The 18,553-nt window shown below is 63.8% G+C and carries 15 protein-coding genes, 1 tRNA gene and 1 pseudogene; 8 read left to right on the forward strand and 9 right to left on the reverse strand.

The window, feature by feature from the left end; translation table 11 throughout:
* Window positions 1-9: 9 nt before the first annotated feature.
* On the reverse strand, window positions 10-2,988 hold the full coding sequence (locus BST27_RS05745) for a type I polyketide synthase (RefSeq protein WP_069421969.1): 2,979 nt from the start codon (window positions 2,986-2,988) through the stop codon (window positions 10-12).
* Between the two features lie 1,219 nt (window positions 2,989-4,207).
* Here BST27_RS05745 and BST27_RS34440 point away from each other — a divergent pair.
* Window positions 4,208-5,050 (forward strand): annotated as a pseudogene (locus BST27_RS34440) (PE family protein); the annotation flags it as partial.
* Between the two features lie 98 nt (window positions 5,051-5,148).
* On the opposite strand, the gene BST27_RS05755 reads toward BST27_RS34440, so the two are convergent.
* The 3 genes from BST27_RS05755 to pgm form a co-directional block, all read right to left on the reverse strand.
* Window positions 5,149-6,489, reverse strand: a complete 1,341-nt coding sequence (locus BST27_RS05755) for a phosphotransferase (protein WP_232007428.1) — start codon at window positions 6,487-6,489, stop codon at window positions 5,149-5,151.
* Between the two features lie 562 nt (window positions 6,490-7,051).
* A tRNA-Ala gene (locus tag BST27_RS05760) sits at window positions 7,052-7,127 on the reverse strand.
* Window positions 7,128-7,296: 169 nt separating this feature from the next.
* Window positions 7,297-8,931 carry a phosphoglucomutase (alpha-D-glucose-1,6-bisphosphate-dependent) gene (gene pgm / locus BST27_RS05765; protein ID WP_069421966.1) on the reverse strand — a complete coding sequence of 545 codons (1,635 nt, stop codon included), beginning with the start codon at window positions 8,929-8,931 and terminating at the stop codon, window positions 7,297-7,299.
* 82 nt (window positions 8,932-9,013) lie between these two features.
* On the opposite strand from pgm, the gene crcB (BST27_RS05770) reads away from it, so the two are divergent.
* From crcB (BST27_RS05770) to BST27_RS05780, 3 genes are read left to right on the forward strand one after another with little or no spacing between them, the layout of a single operon-like run.
* Entirely contained in the window at window positions 9,014-9,412 is a 399-nt protein-coding gene (gene crcB / locus BST27_RS05770) for a fluoride efflux transporter CrcB (RefSeq protein WP_069421965.1), read from the forward strand.
* Window positions 9,409-9,789: a fluoride efflux transporter CrcB gene (gene crcB, locus BST27_RS05775; protein WP_069421964.1), complete on the forward strand. Its 381-nt coding sequence runs from the start codon at window positions 9,409-9,411 to the stop codon at window positions 9,787-9,789. The genes crcB (BST27_RS05770) and crcB (BST27_RS05775) overlap by 4 nt, the downstream gene beginning before the upstream one ends.
* Window positions 9,786-10,883: a DUF190 domain-containing protein gene (locus BST27_RS05780; RefSeq protein WP_069421963.1), complete on the forward strand. Its 1,098-nt coding sequence runs from the start codon at window positions 9,786-9,788 to the stop codon at window positions 10,881-10,883. The genes crcB (BST27_RS05775) and BST27_RS05780 overlap by 4 nt, the downstream gene beginning before the upstream one ends.
* A 67-nt stretch (window positions 10,884-10,950) precedes the next feature.
* On the opposite strand, the gene BST27_RS05785 is transcribed toward BST27_RS05780, so the two are convergent.
* From BST27_RS05785 to BST27_RS05795, 3 genes are all read right to left on the reverse strand, one after another.
* Window positions 10,951-11,814 carry an LLM class F420-dependent oxidoreductase gene (locus BST27_RS05785; RefSeq protein WP_069421962.1) on the reverse strand — a complete coding sequence of 288 codons (864 nt, stop codon included), beginning with the start codon at window positions 11,812-11,814 and terminating at the stop codon, window positions 10,951-10,953.
* Between the two features lie 99 nt (window positions 11,815-11,913).
* Entirely contained in the window at window positions 11,914-12,267 is a 354-nt protein-coding gene (locus BST27_RS05790; RefSeq protein ID WP_069421961.1) for a DUF488 domain-containing protein, read from the reverse strand.
* A 164-nt stretch (window positions 12,268-12,431) separates the two neighbouring features.
* Window positions 12,432-13,352 carry an HpcH/HpaI aldolase/citrate lyase family protein gene (locus BST27_RS05795; protein WP_069421960.1) on the reverse strand — a complete coding sequence of 307 codons (921 nt, stop codon included), beginning with the start codon at window positions 13,350-13,352 and terminating at the stop codon, window positions 12,432-12,434.
* Window positions 13,353-13,464: 112 nt separating this feature from the next.
* Here BST27_RS05795 and BST27_RS05800 point away from each other — a divergent pair, with 112 nt between their 5' ends.
* Both BST27_RS05800 and BST27_RS05805 read left to right on the forward strand, forming a co-directional pair.
* On the forward strand, window positions 13,465-13,698 hold the full coding sequence (locus tag BST27_RS05800) for a hypothetical protein (RefSeq protein WP_069421959.1): 234 nt from the start codon (window positions 13,465-13,467) through the stop codon (window positions 13,696-13,698).
* 54 nt (window positions 13,699-13,752) lie between these two features.
* The gene (locus BST27_RS05805; RefSeq protein WP_069421958.1) at window positions 13,753-14,247 is read left to right on the forward strand and encodes a nitroreductase family deazaflavin-dependent oxidoreductase; all 495 of its coding nucleotides are present in this window, start codon (window positions 13,753-13,755) and stop codon (window positions 14,245-14,247) included.
* On the opposite strand, the gene BST27_RS05810 is transcribed toward BST27_RS05805, so the two are convergent.
* Window positions 14,228-14,818, reverse strand: a complete 591-nt coding sequence (locus BST27_RS05810; RefSeq protein ID WP_232007427.1) for a TetR/AcrR family transcriptional regulator — start codon at window positions 14,816-14,818, stop codon at window positions 14,228-14,230. The two genes, BST27_RS05805 and BST27_RS05810, sit on opposite strands and share 20 nt — an antisense overlap.
* A 79-nt stretch (window positions 14,819-14,897) precedes the next feature.
* Between BST27_RS05810 and BST27_RS05815 the strand changes: the two genes are divergently transcribed.
* Both BST27_RS05815 and BST27_RS05820 read left to right on the forward strand, forming a co-directional pair.
* Window positions 14,898-15,731, forward strand: a complete 834-nt coding sequence (locus BST27_RS05815; protein WP_069421956.1) for a mycofactocin-coupled SDR family oxidoreductase — start codon at window positions 14,898-14,900, stop codon at window positions 15,729-15,731.
* 13 nt (window positions 15,732-15,744) lie between these two features.
* Window positions 15,745-16,953, forward strand: coding sequence for a cytochrome P450 (locus BST27_RS05820; RefSeq protein ID WP_069421955.1), 1,209 nt, complete (start codon window positions 15,745-15,747; stop codon window positions 16,951-16,953).
* A gap of 12 nt (window positions 16,954-16,965) precedes the next feature.
* On the opposite strand, the gene BST27_RS05825 is transcribed toward BST27_RS05820, so the two are convergent.
* Complete coding sequence (locus tag BST27_RS05825; RefSeq protein ID WP_069421954.1) at window positions 16,966-18,420, reverse strand: aldehyde dehydrogenase family protein; 1,455 nt, start codon at window positions 18,418-18,420, stop codon at window positions 16,966-16,968.
* Window positions 18,421-18,553 lie beyond the last annotated feature (133 nt).

The following is an 18,553-nucleotide window of genomic DNA, read 5'->3' on the forward strand; positions in this document are numbered from 1 at the left end:
TCCACTACGCTACAAACGCGGCCCACTCAGAGGCTGCACACCCATAAACCGGTGTGCATCAAACCCGGGGTGGTTCATGGTCTCCAGTTCGGTCCTGGGTTTGTTGCCGTGTTGACCGTTGTGCGCGGTTGGTTTGATTTCAGTTGGCCGTCTCAGCGGCTCGTCGCTTATGTCTGGCCTTCCGTAGATGGAACCGTTGATCTTGATGGTCAGCTTGGGTTTCGGACGAGTACGCGGGTCGTCGCCAAGCCGGTAATCGGCCCACAGAGGCTCGAAATTCATATCGATGCCGGCCGCCACAAGTTGGGCCAATCCGATCCAAAGTGATCGAATTCCATTTCTGCCCTTGACGTCCAGGGATACTGCGGCATGCTCCTGGCCAGCGAGACACATCCCGACGAGGCCGGTCAGCACACTGCCGGGGCCAACCTCGACGAAGGTGCGAGCGCCCGCCTGCCACATTGCTTGAATTTGCTCGAAGAACCGCACTGGCTGAGCAATCTGGTTGGCGAGTGTGGTCCGCATTTCCTGCGCGTCACCGGTGTAAGGCTGCGCCGTCGCGTTGGCATAGACGGGCACTTGCGGTGTGCCGAAGGGAATGCCGGCGAGGAACGCGGCGAATGGGGTTGCTGCCGAGCTGACGATCGACGAATGGAATGCGGTGGCGACATCAAGTTGACGGGGGTTCAAACCCACTTCGCGGAATCGTTGTGCGGCGGCGTCCACGGCAGCCCTGTCGCCCGACAACACAACCTGATTGGGCGCGTTGTGGTTGGCGATCACTACGGAAAGCTCCCATTGTTCGATCAGCTTGCGGACTTGTTCGGCAGGTGCCGCCACCGCGCACATGGCGCCATCGCTGTGTGCCGCCGCTTGAGCCATCAGAGCACCGCGCGCACGGGCGATCCGAAGTGCCATTTCTTCGTCGAAAACACCAGCGGCACATAGTGCGCTGATTTCACCGAAACTGTGGCCGCCGACGGCGATGGGCGCAATACCAAGGGCACGGAGCACCGAGAGCAGACTTAAACTATGTGCACCAATTCCTGGTTGCGCCCACTCGGTCTTGGTCAACTCAGCGAGCTGCTGCGCACGATCACCATCGGTGAATGCCGCTTTTGGCCAGACAACTTGGTGCAGGTCGCGATCGGCGTTCAGCAACTGAGCGCGGGCACGTTCCCACGGCGATAACGCTGGCTCGAAGAGCTGCGGGATGTCCCCACCCATGCCCAGGTACTGACTGCCCTGCCCAGGGAAGAGCAGTGCTACTGGCCCGCTCTGCCGCGCCGAATAGAAGTATCCCTTTGGCGAGCCGAAGGAGGCTGCCAGGTCGCGCGTTTCAAGTTTCGCCGCTACTTCACCAAGCATTGACTGCAAGCTTGAAACACTATCGGCGACGAGGGCTAGGCGGTGTGGCTGCGACGCATCGTAGGCTGATTGTGACTGTCGGGCGATGTAGCTGAGCATGTCGGGACTGTCGACCAAAGAAGCCGATAGACGAGCGGCTTGATCGGCAAGTGCCACTGCTGAATTCGCGCCGAGCACTATCAGTTCAGAGTCCCAGGAACGGGATCGCCATGCGCGGTTTCCCGCACCCGCGTACTCCTCCAGTGTGACGTGAAAGTTAGTGCCGCCGAAGCCAAACGAACTTACCGATGCGCGCCGCGGGACGTCCTTGTCGGAAATCCATGGCTTGGCCTGTGTCGAGATGTAGAACGGCGACTGCTCAATCTCGAGGGCGGGGTTGGGTTGGTCAACTTTGATGGTTGGCGGCAAGGTCTTGTGGTGCAGCGCCATCACAGCCTTGAACAAGCCACACGCTCCTGCGGCGCCCTTGGTGTGCCCGACCTGTGACTTGACTGAGCCGAGGGCACACCACTGTGGGTCCATCCGACCCGATGCCTCGAAAACATCACGCAGCGCGGAGAACTCGGCAAGATCGCCGGCTTTGGTACCTGTGCCATGTGCTTCAACCAGCCCAACCGTGTCCGGACCGTAGCCTGCCGCAGCATAGGCACGGCGAAGGGCTTTGGCCTGACCGGCCGGACTGGGTGCGTAGATGCTTTTTGCCCGCCCATCCGAGGACGAGCCAATGCCGCGGACCACCGCGTAAATCCGGTCGCCATCGCGCTCGGCGTCATCCAGGCGCTTGAGCGCCAGCATCGCCAGCCCCTCGCCCAGCATGGTGCCGTCAGATTTATCGGAGAAGGGGCGGCAGTCTCCCGTTGGCGACAGCGCGGTGACCTTGGAGAAACACATAAACATGAAGGCGTCGTTGAATGCGTCGACACCACCGGCAATCACCATGTCTGCCTTGCCGAGGTATAACTCATTGAGCCCAACTTCGATAGCGGCCAGGGAGCTTGCACACGCCGCGTCCACGACACAGTTCGTACCGCCCAGATCGAACCGGTTGGCGATTCGACCGGTGATGACGTTGCCAAGCAATCCGGGGAAGGTGTTCTCCTGCCACGGCGTGTAGTTCGACATCACGCGCTCACCGAATGCCTTGATCTCAGATTCGGTGAGACCAGCAGCACGAAGCCCGCGCTCCCAGACCGGCCGGTGCAGATGGCCGCTCATATAAATCGTCATTTCCGTACCGCCTGATGCGCCGAGCACCACGCTGACACGCTCGCGATCAATTTGCGAGAAGTCACCGCCAGCGGCGTCTTCCAATACTTGCTGCGCGACTCTCAGCGCTAGCAATTGCGTACTATCAGTGGCCGGCAAAATACTTGGGGGGATTCCAAAATCCATGGGTGAGAAGTCGATATCGGGCAGGAATCCGCCGCGGCGGGCGTATACCTTATCCGGCGCCCCCGGATCGGAGTCGTAATAGTCGTCGATACGCCAGTGCGACTCGGGAACTGTTGAGAGCAGGTCGACCCCCTGGACGATGTTGCGCCAGAAGCGTTCGGCTTCAGGCGAGCCAGGGAATAAGGCGCTCACACCAACAACCGCGACGGGCGGATGCTGAAATACCATGAGTGTCAACCTTTCTGCAGCAGAGCTGGCGATCCTAGAATGCGAATCGCACAGCAAGGTTGGGTATGGCTTCGTAGTCATGCCCCACGTGGTGACCGGAAAGGATCGATTGCCCAGCGTTCCGAAGCGATGCGACCGCTAAGGGGCACAACTGATCTGATCGACGTGCTTTCCGGCTGAATCTTTGAGGTGCACCTAAACGCGTACGATCGGTGCGGGCGTGTCCCCGCGACGGATACAACCGACCGATGGTCCCGCACACAACCCACACTCGACGGACGTGGCGGGTGGCGTAGGCCTCGAGTGGGCGTAGCTTGCCGAAGTGCGGACGGCTCGCGAACGACCCGGTGTGCACCCTTGCGCCCTGCGTCACCCGCTTGGCAGGGATTTCTTTAATGACGCTTCCAGGCATAATTAAACAAAGTTACGCATTAGGCAATAAATGTCAAGACTTCGGCTACGATATACCTTGTATTCGTGACGCGAGTCTCTATCCGCAGGTTTTTGAAACACCAAGTTAAGAGAATTGAGACGCAGGGTCATTGACTTTCGGCCAGGACAATCCTATTTGCACGGCATTTGATATTGTGGCGCCATTGAGCTGTTTTCTGGAAAGTAGCTCTCCGGCTAGGTTGACCAAAACACTCCTTGCCAGCGGGGCGCGGAAGGCGTCAGGCAGTGCACCCGGCGGCCCGCGACCTGCGCGAGCTGCGCGTGTTCGTACAGCGACGGCCCTTGCTATGTCGCCTGGTACCGGACAAGGGCGGTGGCGATGCGAGCCACGTGCGACCGGTCTGCGGAACTCGCTCCACAATGACACCGTGCCGGCGAATTTTCTAAGCGCGCTGCGGAAAGAACTTGTTTACCCCTTTAATCACCGTCCGACCGTTGGGTCGGTTCGTATATTAAATTTACCGATAGCAAACCCATGCATAATTCATCAGTCGCATTGGCCTACATTCGCATCGACCCGCCAACGCCTTAATGAACTGCCATCTACCACCAACCCAATCGTCCGAACGCCGACTTCAACCGCTTGGCAATTTAGGTCAAACCAGCTGATACGCAATGGGGTTCTGCCGATCGCGTTTGGCTTCCATCCGGGTTCTCATGGTCGCGGGTTGATGGCCCCGACGGTACCTGGCATGCGAACCTATTCAACACACCGCCAGTCGCAGGCTGGTCACAGAACCGATTCGAGCTCAGGGAAGGGAATTGGATGGCGCTCTTGATCGCCCCAGAAATCGTTACCGCAGCAGCGTCAGACCTGGCGAGCATCGAGGCGGCGGTCCACTGCGCGACATCGGCGGCCAGTGCCCCTACCACCGGAGTGCTGGCTGCGGCGGCCGATGAAGTGTCAGCCGCCATCGCGGCCCTGTTCAGCGAGCACGGCCAAGCATTCCAGTCCATCAGTGCCCAGGCATCAACATTCCAACAGCAATTCGTCCAACTGCTCAGTGCAGGCGCGGCGTCGTACGCGAGCGCCGAAGCCGCGAACGCCAACCCGCTTCTGGCGCTGATCAATGCGCCGTTCTTGGCCGCGCTCGGCAGGCCGCTCATCGGTGACGGCGCCGACGGCACTACGACCGTCAACGGTATCGGCACCAACGGCGGCCCCGGCGGCATCCTCTACGGCAACGGCGGCCGCGGCGGCGACAGCACCCGGGTCGGCGCCCAAGGTGGCTGGGGCGGCCCGGGTGGGTTGATCGGTAACGGCGGCGCCGGAGGGAAAGGAGGACCCGCCGGGGTGTTGAACGGGGTGACCTACGCCGCGGGCGCCGGCGGGTTCGGCGGTAGGGGCGGTTTCCTGTACGGCAACGGGGGCGCGGGCGGCGCGGGCGGCTTCTCAGCGGTGGCCGGCGGCGTCGGCGGGATCGGTGGCCGGGGCGGCGATGCGGTGCTGTTCGGCGCCGGCGGAAATGGCGGAGCCGGCGGCGATGCCGACCAGACGTGGCAGGGTAACAAGCCCGGTTACGGCGGATTCGGCGGCGCAGGCGGCGGCATCCCGAACTTGTGGCCCGGACTCTTCGGCCCCACGGGGTCGCAAGGCAACAACGGCCAGCCCGTGCCGTGAGGACGACAAAAAGATCCCCGACGGCCCTGTTTTCTCGGTGGAGGTAAGGGGACTCGAGCCCCTGACCCCCCACGCTTGCGCAGGAATCAGTCGAGCAGTTCGCTCAAGGGTGTGACGTGTCCGATTCGTCCTCCGGTCAGCATCGGTTCGATGAGCAAGAGCTGACGCATCACCCGGCGATGGAGAAGCACGATCAGTTCGGGATCCTGCTCAGGCGCTGCCATCAGCACGGCATGCTCCAAGGCCTGATCGCCGGCCGCCCGGTCGGCGGGCCGTTCCCCAAGGAATTCCTCGAGGTCATCGAGATCCGCGGCGTCGATGGCGTGGCCGTATGTGGCGACCCGGTGGGCCAATTGGGCGACGGTCGAAGCGCACCGGCGCTGGTGTTCGGCGATGCCCGGCAGCACGTCAAGCGACTCGATCATGCCGGGCAGCCCGGCGATTGCCCCGGGATAGGAAGTCGGCATGGGGTCAGGAAGCGACACCGTCGACAGGGGGACGCCGGCCTGCTGCGCAATGGATTCGATCGTGTGCAGTGACAGGAGATGAAACCACTCGATGTACTGAACGATGTCGGGCAAGGGCAGGTCCAGGTGCAGGACTATCGCCACTCCCAGCGGGGTGCACAGCGCGAACTTGGCGGTGTGGAATTCGATCGCCGCACGGTCCAGGGGTACGCCCGAGCGTTGCTCATAGCGCCGCAACAGGCGACCCAGGTCACCCATCGGTTCGGTCACGTTGCGCAATCGAAGGCCCGCGAGGTCATGGAAGACGTCACCTATGTGGGCGAGCTCGACGTCGATCAACCCAGTGATCCGGCCGTCGGCGTACATGAATTGGCCGGTGTCGCCCAGCACGAAACGCGGGGTGGCGCGATGCGACGGCACGTGGCGCCTCAGCCAGCCGATGGCGAACTCCAGCAACGGCTCCGGGCGCTGCTTGAAGTCTCGATAGCGCGTTACGAATGTCTCGAAATAGTCGAGCGCAACGGCTTCAGGGCCGGTCGGTATGGGCAGGCCCGCGGCGGCGAAAGCAGTCGGATCGATGCCGTGGGCACTGACCAACGCATCGATGTAATCGTCCATCACCGCGTCAATCTGCTGGGGCTCGATGTCGCTGCATGGACTGGCAGCGCCGGGCAGCCAGTCCATCACGACGGCTGATGCTTCCGGGATCTCGCCGTAAATGTGCGGGACCGCGATGCCGTGCGCTTCCATCACGCGCAGCACTGTCGCCTCGGCCCAGACTGTCGCAAACCCGAACCCTTCGCGATCCCCCCGGACATAGAGGCGTATTTCTTGATCGTCACGTGCCGCGGTCACGAACCACGCTGGCCGCCAACGTTGCTGGCGCTCGATGGTGCGGACGGGACCGATGTTCTCCGTGATCCAGGCTTCGATCACGGAGTCTTCGACGGGGCCGGACACTGGGCAATGATACATATCCCGTGTATCTGTATTGCGAACGTCGACGGCGATCGAACGCGGGGTGCGTGGGAGGAGGGCAGCTACACGTTCACCAGCCACCTCGACGCCGTGCCGATCACCAGCAGTTCTCATCGAAAAGCGTGGCCGTCCCGTTGTACCGGGCGAGTCGGGCGCAGCATCGTCCGCCCAAATCGGCCGTTTCGAGATTGCTAGCGACGAGTCCTGGCGCCGCTGCTCGGCCTGCACGGCATCACGCGCACCGACGGAGCAATCTCGATCGCGCGCGGCTTCCGGCCTGGCGAATGGCAGGCGTTCGCAAACATCGCCGGCGTGGACGCCGCGACAACCCGCGCGCCCGGCTTCCGGCTATGCGTTAGGAGCAGCCAAGGGTAGCGATAGCGCGCCGTCTGCAGCCGGCAGCGTGGCCGGGGAATGTCGGGCATGGGATCGAGCAAGCCGCCGGACCCGAAAGCGCTACAGGATTAACTTGCCCAGCGCCTCCGCTGCGGCCTTGAGCTCGCGCGATCGGTGTCACGGGTGGCGGCTGTGACCAGCGGTTTTCTGGTGGAGCTAAGGGGACTCGAACCCCTGACCCCCACACTGCCAGTGTGGTGCGCTACCAGCTGCGCCATAGCCCCAGAATGTCGTGCCCATCGAAGCTACACCACAGCCAACGCGGGTTCAAAGTCGCAGGTGACAGAGCCGGTGATAGCACCCGCGATAGCGCATTCGAAAACAACATGCCCCTTCCCCGAGGTGCCAGTGTTACTGGTGGGGTCAACGTGACCCAAGCAGCGGAAACGGGCCCTACCCAATCGCCTGGTTGACCACTTCCCGCGCCGTCTTCTGCACCTCGGCGAGGTGCTCGGGCCCGAGAAATGACTCGGCGTAGATCTTGTACACGTCCTCGGTGCCCGACGGCCGCGCGGCGAACCACGCATTGGCCGTCGTCACCTTGAGCCCGCCCAGCGGGGCATCGTTGCCCGGCGCAGTAGTCAGCTTCGCCACAATCGGTTCACCAGCCATTTCGGTCGCGGTGACCTCCTCGGCCGACAGCCGCCCCAGGCGCGCCTTCTGTTCCCGGTCCGCCGGTGCATCCACCCGCGCATACGTCGGCGCACCATACGACGCGGCCAGCTCGCGGTACCGCTGCGACGGCGTCTTTCCGGTGACGGCCAGGATCTCCGAGGCCAGCAACGCCAGGATGATGCCGTCCTTGTCCGTCGTCCACACCGAACCATCGCGCCGCAGGAACGACGCTCCCGCCGACTCCTCGCCGCCGAAACCGATCGTGCCGCCGATCAACCCGTCGACAAACCACTTGAACCCGACCGGCACTTCCACCAGCGAACGCCCGATCCCGCCGACCACCCGGTCGATGATCGACGAACTGACCGCGGTCTTTCCGACGCCGACATCGGCGGGCCACGACGGCCGGTGCGTGTAGAGGTAGTCGATGGCCACCGCCAGGTAGTGGTTCGGATTCAGCAGACCCTCGTCCGGGGTGACGATGCCGTGCCGGTCAGAGTCTGCGTCGTTGCCGGTCGCAATCTGATAGCGGTCCCGGTTGGCGATCAGCGAGGCCATCGCGTCCGGCGAACTGCAGTCCATCCGGATCTTGCCGTCGTGGTCAAGCGTCATGAACCGCCACGTCGCATCCACCAGGGGGTTGACCACCGTGAGATCCAGCCCGTGCCGCTCGCCAATAGCACCCCAGTAGTCGACACTGGCACCGCCCAGTGGGTCGGCACCTATCCGGACTCCGGCCGAGCGGATGGCCGCAAGATCCACGACGTTGGGCAGGTCGTCAACGTAATTGCCCAGATAGTCGTGACGTTGGGCGGCCGCCAGCGCACGCGCGAACGGAACGCGCTTCACCGCCGAGCCGAGACCCGCACGCAGAATCTCGTTGGCGCGCCGCGCGATCGCGCCCGTCGCGTCACTGTCCGCCGGCCCGCCGTGCGGTGGGTTGTATTTGAAGCCCCCGTCGGACGGCGGATTGTGCGACGGGGTGACCACGATTCCGTCAGCCAACGCGTCGGTGCGGCCACGGTTGTAGGTCAGGATGGCGTGGCTGATAGCCGGCGTCGGCGTGTACCGGTCGCGCGAGTCGACGACGACCACCACATCGTTGGCCGCCAGCACCTCCAGCGCGGACACCCAAGCCGGCTCCGAAAGGCCATGTGTGTCACGGCCGATGAACAACGGTCCGGTGGTGCCCTGGGCCGCGCGGTATTCGACGATCGCCTGGGTGATGGCCAGAATGTGGGCCTCATTGAACGCCCCGGCGAGCGCGGAGCCACGATGGCCCGACGTGCCGAATGCCACCTGCTGGGCGACGTCGTCGGGATCGGGCGTCACCGAGTAATAGGCCGTCACCAGGTGCGGCAGGTCGACAAGGTCTTCGGGCTGGGCCGGTTGTCCGGCGCGTGGGTGGGCCATGGGTAACAATTCTGCCCGTAGGGGCGCCCGACCGCCCTACGCTGCGTAGGCACACACTCGGCACACCGAAGGGGAACAACCAGTGGCACGCCGCGACTACCGGGAGCTGGCAGCGATTTTCGCCGGCGGAGCGGTCGGATCCGTCACCCGCGCCGCCCTCGCCCATCTCACCGCGCCCGATCCGGCTCGGTGGCCGTGGCCCACCTTCATCGTCAACATCGTGGGCGCTTTCCTGCTGGGCTACTTCACCACCCGGTTGCTCGAACGCCTGCCGTTGTCGAGCTACCGACGCCCCGCGCTGGGCACTGGACTGTGCGGGGGACTCACCACGTTCTCGACGATGCAGGTGGAGACCGTCAGGATGATCGAGCACGGCCATTGGACCCTGGCCATCTCGTATACCGTCGTGAGCATCACGCTAGGACTGCTGGCGGTACATCTGGCAACAGCCATGGTGCGCCGGGTACGGGTACGCGGATGACGGCCACGCTCACGACGGCTCTGGTTTGGCTGGGCGTCATGGTCATCGGCGGCATCGGGTCCGTGTCGCGGTTCCTGGTCGACCGCGCGGTGGCCCGCCGTATGGCCCGGCCGTTTCCCTACGGGACCTTGACGGTGAACATCACGGGCGCCGCGCTCCTGGGATTCCTCGGCGGCCTGGCGTTGCCCAAGGACGTGGCCCTGCTGGCCGGCACCGCGTTCGTCGGCGCCTACACCACCTTCTCGACCTGGATGCTGGAAACCCAACGACTGGGCGAGGAACGTCAGCTGACGGCCGCGTTCGCCAATATCGCTGTCAGCGTGGTGCTCGGCCTGGCCGCCGCGCTGCTGGGGCAGTGGATCGCGGGGCTCATATGAGCGAGCAGAGCCTGAAGCTGACCGCGTACTTCGGCGAACGCCAGCGCACCCTGGGGCAACCGCGGCGCTTCCTCGCCGATTCGATGCTGGACCTCTTCGGCACCCGAGGTATCGCAACAAGCGTAATGCTGCGCGGCACCACAAGTTTCGGGCCCAGAGGTGACCTTCGCGACGACCAAACGTTGAGCCTGTCCGAAGACCCGCCGGTGACGATCGCGGCGGTCGATGTGGAGTCGAAGATTCGGCCCCTTGTCGACGACGTGATGGCGATGACCGACCGCGGCCTGGTCACTCTCGAACGCGCCCGGCTGATCACCCGAGACAACGGCGCCGCCGCACTCAACGACCTCAACGGCGTAACCGCGGACGCCGCCAAGCTCACCATCTATGTCGGCCGGCAGGTGCGCGTCGCAGGGAATCCTGCCTACCATGCCATCTGCGAACTCCTGCACCGGCATCAATTCGCCGGGGCCACAGTCCTTCTCGGCGTCGACGGGACCGCATACGGTGAGCGCTACCGAGCCAGGTTCTTCGGCCGGAATGTCAACGTCCCGCAGATGATCATCGCCGTCGGATCCATTCAGCAGGTTGCCGTCGCCGCAACGGAACTCGCCGCACTACTGCCCCGGCCGCTGCTCACGGTGGAACGAGTGCGCCTATGCAAACGCGACGGCAAGCGGTTCGCCCGACCGCAAGAGCTGCCCCCCACCGATAACCAGGGACGCCCCCTTTGGCAGAAGCTGATGGTGCACACGGCAGAAACCTCTCTCCATGGGGGACGACCCATCCACCGCGCGCTGATTCAGCACCTGATGCAGAACAAGACGACCCGCGGCGCGACGACGCTGCGCGGGATCTGGGGCTTTATCGGTGATCATAAGCCGCACGGCGACAAGCTATTTCAGCTAGGCCGCAAGGTTCCGGTGACGACCATCATCGTCGACACCCCCGAAGCGATCGCCCGCAGTTTCAACATTGTCGACGAGCTGACCACCAGCGACGGACTGGTGACCAGTGAAATGGTTCCCGCGGCCGTTTCCCTGGGCGGATCGCACCGAGGTGTCGAACCCACGCTCGCGCAATACGATTACTGATCGGCGCAGCCGGTAAGTATCGCGTCGAGCACCCCTATGGCGATCTGGACTCCGCTTCGGCGCTCGATTAGATCGTCCACCGATCGGCCAACCCCGAAATCCAACTGCGTACGGCGTCGGCATCCTCCGGTGGAGATTCAACCAGAACCAGCTCATCAACCCCGAGTTCGGCAAGTGCAGCAACATCATCAACGCGAGGGCTGACCAGAGCCACGGCCACCCGTAACTCGCGACGGTCGCGTCCCGATTCAGCACAGAGCCGCCCCAGCGCACCAAGCCGGTCGCGCGCCTCGGCAACGCCGTCGAGGTTGAACCCGTACCAGCCGTCGCCCCACCTCGCGACCCGTCGCAACGCCGCATCACTGTTGCCTCCCACCACCACCGGAATGCGACGATCGCGAACTGGCTTGGGATTCACCCGGATCGAGTCGAAGTTGACGAACTCTCCGGCGAATGAGGCGACGTCGTCGCGCCACAACACCCGCATTGCGTCGACGTATTCGGCGGTGCGCGCCCCGCGGCGCTCGAACGGCACCCCGAGCGCGTCGAATTCTTCACGGGACCAACCGACGCCGACGCCTAGCGTCAAGCGCCCGCCGCTCAGTCTGTCCAGGCTGGCGGCCTGCTTGGCGACGGTGACGGGGCTATGCTCCGGCAGCAGCAACACACCCGTCGCAATGGAGATTCGCGAAGAGGCAGCGGCGGCGAAGCCCAATGCGATCATCGGGTCAAGCCAATCTGCTTGTGCTGGAACGGCAATGACGCCGTCGTCGGAATAGGGATAGCGCGATTCGGGGCGGTCGACCATCACGACGTGTTCGCCGGCCCACAGGGTGGCGAAACCGATGTCGTCGGCCGCGGAAGCGACGGCGTCGATCACCGCACGGTCGGCGCCTGTCCCGATTCCCAGAGCGTGCAATCCCAGCCGCATCCAATGATCATCTCACGCCGGCCACTCGCCACCCCGGCGCGAGCGATGGCGAAAGTCCCAGATTCGGTATGAATTCGAGGCTTTCGCGTCTGCTCGGCGTTATCGGGTGAGGACTTCCGCGAGGACGGTCGCGTGACTGGCGTGCGCCTGGCGACCGGCGGTCACCAGAGTCACGACGCCACGCTGTGCCAACGCGCGCAGTTCGTCCAACGCCGGGTTGCCCTCCAGCTCCGCCTCATAGCGCGAAGCAAATTCGTCGAATCTGTCCAGGTGGTGGTGATACCACTCCCGCAGTTCCTTGGACGGTGCGACGTCTTTACACCAGATGCCCACCCGCGGGTCGTCCTTGCGGATGCCGCGTGGCCAGATGCGATCGATCAGCACCCGTTGACCGTCATCGGGATCCGGCTCGTCGTAGATCCGTGCCACCCGCACCCGATTCTCTGCACTCACGAAAAGACCAGGTGGTTGTGGCCGTTGCAGTAGGTCTGGATGGCCGAATGGACGGTCAACTCGGCAGCCGCTCCGCACGCGACAACAAACCCGGCCTTCATCGTCCGCCTCCTCGAGGACTGCGGCATCCGATACCGACGTTACGCTGCCATCGCGTCGAGCAACTAGTAGTGGTACGTGTCCGACGGCGCGGGTGCGTGCACCCGTTCGTCCTCGAATTCCGACGCTTCAATGCCGTACGAGCGGGCCAATTCCAAGATCTTGGTCGCCCTGGCGATGCGCGGCAGATCCGACCCGTTGCGGATCTCCCCTCCGTCGCGTTCGAATTCGGCGAAAAACTCTTTGGCCCAGCCGATTTCGTCCTGAGACGGGGACAGCCCCTCGTTCACCACCGCGCACTGGTCCGGCGACAGGCAGATCTTGCCGGTCATCCCGAACTCGACGGACACCGCGGTCGCCTCGATGAGCTTGAGCGGATTGGAACCGATGGTCGGGCCGTCGATCGCGCTCGGCAATCCGGCGGCCTTTGCCGCGATCGTGAACCGCGACCGCGCGTACGCCAGGGTGGTGGGATCTTCGCCGAAGCCAGTGTCCCGCCGGAAGTCGCCGATCCCGAACGCCAGGCGGAAAGTGCCTTTGGCAGCTGCGATCTCGGTGATTCGCTCCAGGCCCCGGGCCGTTTCCACCAACGCCACGATCGGCACGTTGGGCAACCGCCTGGCCGTCTCCGTGACGTGGTCCACCGACTCGACCATCGCCAGCATCACCCCACCCACCCCGGTATCGGCCAGTTGGGCGATGTCCTTTGCCCACCACGGGGTGCCGAACCCGTTGATCCGAACCCAATCGCTATGGCCGTCGCTAAGCCAGCGCACCACGTTGTCGCGCGCAGCGTCCTTGCCTTTGGGCGCGACGGCGTCCTCGATGTCAAGGACCACGATGTCCGCGCGGGAACGCTCCGCCGATTCAAACCGATCGGCATGCGCACCATTGACCAGCAACCAACTTCGGGCCAGCACCGGATCGATGCGTGAACCGATTTCCGTCTGATCTGCCGCGTTGGCGGTGTTGACCTGGTCATACATAGTGCGAACCGCCCCTTCCATCCATCAGTTGTCGAGCGATTTTGCCCTAACCGTATGCGACAAACCTTGTCGGGCTAGAGTGGGAACAACAATAAAGGCGAGGACGGGTGCTATGACGAAACCCAACTGGTCCGATGCACCCGAGATACATCCCTCGGAGATTCGCATCGGCGACATCATCGGTACGTTGCGGCCGAGTGCATACCGATACAAGGTCAAGCTCATCGGCGAACCGAAGAAAACCCCTAAGCAGTGGACGTTTTTCGGCAGCGATGCCGACGGCCGCCAGCACACGGGCACGTTCGGCGAGAACGACCTCGTTCGCAGGTACGCCAGAACGTCCTAACCACGACCGACGGTGCGGCTGACGCGAAATACTCCCTAGCGCAAGGAGTTATCGATGCCGAAGTTCGCCCTGCCCGACGAAGCCCCGTCCGGACTGACGTCACCGACCACGGCCAAGGCCATCAAGTACATGTCCAAGGCACACGTGGCGGTTTTCAAACTGACCAACGGATACATCGGCAACAAGTGGCGCGTGGGTGCCGGCTTCCGCAACCCGGTGCCGACGCTGCTGCTCGAACATCGCGGCCGTAAGTCGGGCAAGCAATTCACCACTCCCCTGCTGTACCTGCAGGACGGCGAGGACTTCGTCATCGTCGCATCGCAGGGCGGTCTGCCGAAGAATCCGCAGTGGTACTTCAACCTCGTCGCCAACCCGGACACGCGAATCCATGTCAAGGGGCGACGCAACCTGGAAGTCTCCGCGCACGTCGCCACTCCCGAGGAGCGCGCGGGCCTGTGGCCCCGGTTGGTCGAGCTCTACCCCGACTTCGCCAAATACCAACACTGGACTGAACGCGAGATCCCAGTCGTCATACTTTCCCCGCGTTGACCGTCAGCCGAAACACGGCACGATCCAGGATCGGCAGTATCTCGGCGATGTCGATCTCGCCGGCGGAGAAACGCGCCACCAGGCCGTATGCAAGGTTCGACACGATCGGGGGCAGTTCTTCGACCAGGTCGGCGTCGGCGTCCGCGAGCACGGCCATCGTCGCGGGTATGACGGCATCCAGGCCACGGTCGACCAGCCGCTGACCTCCAGGGGCCGACCGCGCGCGGTGATAAGCCTTGAGCATGTCGGGATGCCGCTCCCACGGTTCGAAAATGGTCCGAAACACCCGCATCAGGCCGTCGTAGATCGACTCGTCCGGCTCGTGCGTCTGCGTCGCCAAACCGGCGAAACGGTTCTCGTCCATCCACCGCTCGAGGGCAGCCACGATCAGCGAGTCCCGGGTCGGATAACGCTTGTAGATGGTCGCCAACGACGTCCGGGCACGGCGGGCGACCGCGCGCAACTGCACCGCGTCGTAACCCTGCGTTTCCAGGATCTCCACGACGATGTCGAGGATGCGATCATGCCGCCTATCTGCGGCATCACCGGTCGTGAGTTCGGCACTGACCACTGTCGCCCTGCACCCTTGCATCGTCGGTGTAACGCGGTTACCGTACAACGGTAACACGGTTACTCTTCGAGGAGGAACGATGGCCGAGCGCGTCGCCGGCAAGGTCGCATTTGTCACCGGCGCCGCGCGAGGCCAAGGCCGCAGTCATGCGGTGCGGCTGGCGCAGGAGGGCGCCGACATCATCGCCGTCGACATCTGCCAGCCGTTCGACGACTCCCCCGCACCACCGGCAACGTCCGAGGACCTGGCCGAGACGGCCGATCTCGTCAAGAACCTGGACCGACGGATCGTCACCGCCGAAGTCGACGTCCGCGACTACGACTCGCTCAAAGCCGCGGTCGACGCCGGCGCGGAGCAGCTGGGCGGTCTGGACATCGTCGTGGCCAACGCCGGCATCGCCACGGTCGCCCCTCGCCTGGACCGGATGGACGAACGCCTCTGGCAGGACATGATCGACGTCAATCTGACCGGGGTCTGGAAGTCGGTGAAAGCCGCAGCACCACATCTAATTTCCGCTGGGCAGGGCGCAATCGTGCTGACCAGCTCGGTCGCCGGTTTGAAGGCCTACACCCATACCGGCCATTACAACGCCGCCAAACACGGAGTGGTCGGCCTGATGCGGTCCTTCGCGGTCGAATTGGGTCCCAAGAACATTCGCGTCAATTCGGTACATCCCACGCATGTGAACACACCATTGTTGATCAATGAGAAGACATTTCGCCTGTTCCGACCCGACCTCGACAACCCCGGACCGGACGATCTGGCCCCCATCTGCCAAACCTTCCACACCCTGCCGATCCCCTGGGTGACACCGGAAGACATCAGCAATGCGGTGCTCTTCCTCGCCTCCGACGAGGCTCGATACATCACCGGCGTCGCGCTTCCCGTCGACGCCGGAAGCTGCCTGAAGTAAAGGATCCTCGCTCATGACGATCGCACCCGATGCACCACAAACCGACGTCTACTACGACCCCTACGACGTCAACATCACCGCCAACCCCTATCCCACTTTCGCGCGCCTGCGCGAAGAGGCGCCGCTGTACTACAACGAGCGCTACGACTTCTGGGCGATATCCCGGCACGCCGACGTTGAGAGCGCGCTGTCGGATTGGGAGACGTTCTCCAACAGTCGAAGTGACATCCTCGAACTGATCAAGTCGAAGTTCGACATGCCCCCCGGAGTGATGATGTTCGAGGACCCCCCGACACACACCAGGCTGCGCGGGGTCATGGGGCGAGTCTTCACGCCACGGCGAATGGCCGCCATTGAAGACCAGATTCGACGCTACTGCATCAAGTGTCTTGACCCGCTGGTCGGTTCGGACGGGTTCGACATCATCGCCGAACTCGCCTCGATGATGCCGATGCGCGTCATCGGCATGCTGCTCGGCATTCCCGAAGAAGAACAGATCGAGGTGCGCGACGCCAACGATGCCAACCTACGCACCCGCCCCGGCGCACCGATGAAGGTCGCCGACCCCGACGCCATCGCCGACGGCCGGATCTACGCCGACTACGTGGAATGGCGCGCCAAGAACCCGTCCGACGACCTGATGACCGCGCTGCTCAACGTTGAATTCGAAGACGAGCACGGCGTGACGAGAAAGCTGACGCGCAAGGAGGTTCTGCACTACACCCAGGTGGTGGCGGGCGCGGGCAACGAGACCACGGGCCGGCTGATCGGCTGGCTGGCCAAGGTGCTCGCCGAACATCCCGACCAGCGCCGCGAGATCGCGCAGGACCGCTCGTTGCTCAATCGCGCGGTCGACGAGACCTTGCGCTTCGAGCCGACCGGCCCGCACGTCGGGCGCTACACCCTTCGCGACTGGGAGGCTTATGGCACCACGGTGCCGGCCGGCAGCGCCGTGTTGCTGCTGTTCGGTGCCGCCAACCGAGACCCGGCGCGATACGAGAACCCCGACACGTTCAACATCCACCGCAACAACATCTCGCACCTGACGTTCGGCAAGGGCGTCCACTACTGCCTCGGCGCCAACCTCGCCCGCCTCGAAGGCCGGGTCGCGCTGGACGAGTTGCTCAACCGGTGGCCGGAATGGGGTATCGACTACGACAGTCTCAAGCTCGCGCCTACGTCGACCGTGCGTGGGTGGGAGCGGCTCCGGATCACGGTGTAGCCGGTATAGCCGCTACAGCTGGGCCCAGACCGACTTGGTCTTCAGGTAGATCTCGATGCCCTCGCGGCCGAATTCGTGACCCCAGCCGGACTGCTTGTAACCGCCGAACGGCACATCGTGGTCAAACACCAGTTGGCAGTTGACCTGCACGCTGCCCGCCTGCAGCCGCTTGACGATCCGGTGGGCCCGGCCCACGTTTTCCGTCCACGCGGTGGCCGCCAAGCCGTAGGTGGTGTCGTTGGCCAGTGCCACGGCCTCGTCTTCGTCGTCGAACGGCAGGATGCTGACCACCGGACCGAAGATCTCCTCTCGGTACAGGCGCATGCCGGGGTCGACGTTGGTGAGCACCGTGGGGTGGACGAAGTAGCCTTTACGGTCCAAACGGTGGCCGCCGGTGACCACGTCGACGCCCTCACTCTTGCCCTCGTCGATGAAGCCCATGACGCGGTTCAGCTGCTTCTGGCTGATGAGTGGACCGCTCACGCAGCCCTCCTCGTCGGGGCCGCCCAGTTTGAACGTATTCGCCATGGCGGCAATGCCTTCCACCACTTGGTCGTACACGCCTCGCTGGGCGAAGATCCGCGACCCGCACACGCAGCCCTGGCCGGAGTGCACAAAGATGCCCAGTGCCGCCATCAGAATGCACTTGCTCATGTCGGCGTCGTCGAAGATAAGCACCGGCGACTTCCCGCCGAGCTCGAGGGTGACCTTCTTCAGGTTGCCGGCCGATGCCCGCACGATCTCCTTGCCCACCTCGGTCGACCCGGTGAACGCGACCTTCTCGACGTCGGGATGCCTCGTGATCGCCGCGCCGGCGGTGTAGCCGTAGCCGGTGAGCAGGTTGACCACTCCCTCGGGCACGCCGGCCTCGTGGATCAGCCTGTCGAGCAGCAGCGCCGACAAGGGCGTCTCCTCGGCGGGCTTGACCACCATGCTGCAGCCAGCCGCCAACGCCGGCGCGAGCTTGGCACAGGCGTTGAAGATAGGGCCGTTCCACGGGAAGATCAGCCCCACCACGCTGTAGGGCTCCTTGAGGGTGTAGGCGTGCATGCTGACGAAGGTGTCCGTGGCGATGCCGTCGGTCTTCACGTCGTATGCGACGCCGTTGAGCTTCGAACACCAGCCGGCGTAGTAGCGGAAGAACTCCGAGCAGGTGGACATCTGCAATTGCGCCTGCATCAGCGGCATGCCGGTGTTCAGCGAATCGAGCTGGGCGAATTCGTCGGCGTGCTCATCGATCAAATCGGCGATGCGCCACATGATTTTGGCCCGCTGCCGTCCGGGCAATTGGGACCAGACGCCCGACTCGAAGGAAGCCTTGGCCCGCGCGACGGCGTCGTCGACCCCCTCTTCCCCGCAGTCGGTGAATTCGGTGATCTGCTCTTCGGTAGCCGGATTGATGATCGGAATCACGTCGCCCTTTCCGGGGCGCGTGCGAATCTCGTCGAGAACGGTCTGCAGGGTCACCGTTGATCCCTTTCAATCAGTCAGATGCTGAGCACTTGCTTAGCATTGCGTCACGTATGGGGTCAAGGCGCCGGACAGGTCGCGTCCCAATTCCAGCTGCATCGGTACCGCGTGCCCAGCGACAACCGTGCCG

It is taken from the genome of Mycobacterium intermedium (genome assembly GCF_002086275.1).
Lineage (GTDB): Bacteria > Actinomycetota > Actinomycetes > Mycobacteriales > Mycobacteriaceae > Mycobacterium > Mycobacterium intermedium.

What these genes read in the sequence shown, in the direction of transcription:
- BST27_RS05745 (WP_069421969.1), bottom strand. Translation starts at nt 2,988, where the DNA reads ATGGTATTTCAGCATCCGCCCGTCGCGGTTGTTGGTGTGAGCGCCTTA.
- pgm (WP_069421966.1), bottom strand. Translation starts at nt 8,931, where the DNA reads ATGGCCCACCCACGCGCCGGACAACCGGCCCAGCCCGAAGACCTTGTC.
- crcB (WP_069421964.1), top strand. Translation starts at nt 9,409, where the DNA reads ATGACGGCCACGCTCACGACGGCTCTGGTTTGGCTGGGCGTCATGGTC.
- BST27_RS05780 (WP_069421963.1), top strand. Translation starts at nt 9,786, where the DNA reads ATGAGCGAGCAGAGCCTGAAGCTGACCGCGTACTTCGGCGAACGCCAG.
- BST27_RS05785 (WP_069421962.1), bottom strand. Translation starts at nt 11,814, where the DNA reads ATGCGGCTGGGATTGCACGCTCTGGGAATCGGGACAGGCGCCGACCGT.
- BST27_RS05795 (WP_069421960.1), bottom strand. Translation starts at nt 13,352, where the DNA reads ATGTATGACCAGGTCAACACCGCCAACGCGGCAGATCAGACGGAAATC.
- BST27_RS05800 (WP_069421959.1), top strand. Translation starts at nt 13,465, where the DNA reads ATGACGAAACCCAACTGGTCCGATGCACCCGAGATACATCCCTCGGAG.
- BST27_RS05805 (WP_069421958.1), top strand. Translation starts at nt 13,753, where the DNA reads ATGCCGAAGTTCGCCCTGCCCGACGAAGCCCCGTCCGGACTGACGTCA.
- BST27_RS05815 (WP_069421956.1), top strand. Translation starts at nt 14,898, where the DNA reads ATGGCCGAGCGCGTCGCCGGCAAGGTCGCATTTGTCACCGGCGCCGCG.
- BST27_RS05820 (WP_069421955.1), top strand. Translation starts at nt 15,745, where the DNA reads ATGACGATCGCACCCGATGCACCACAAACCGACGTCTACTACGACCCC.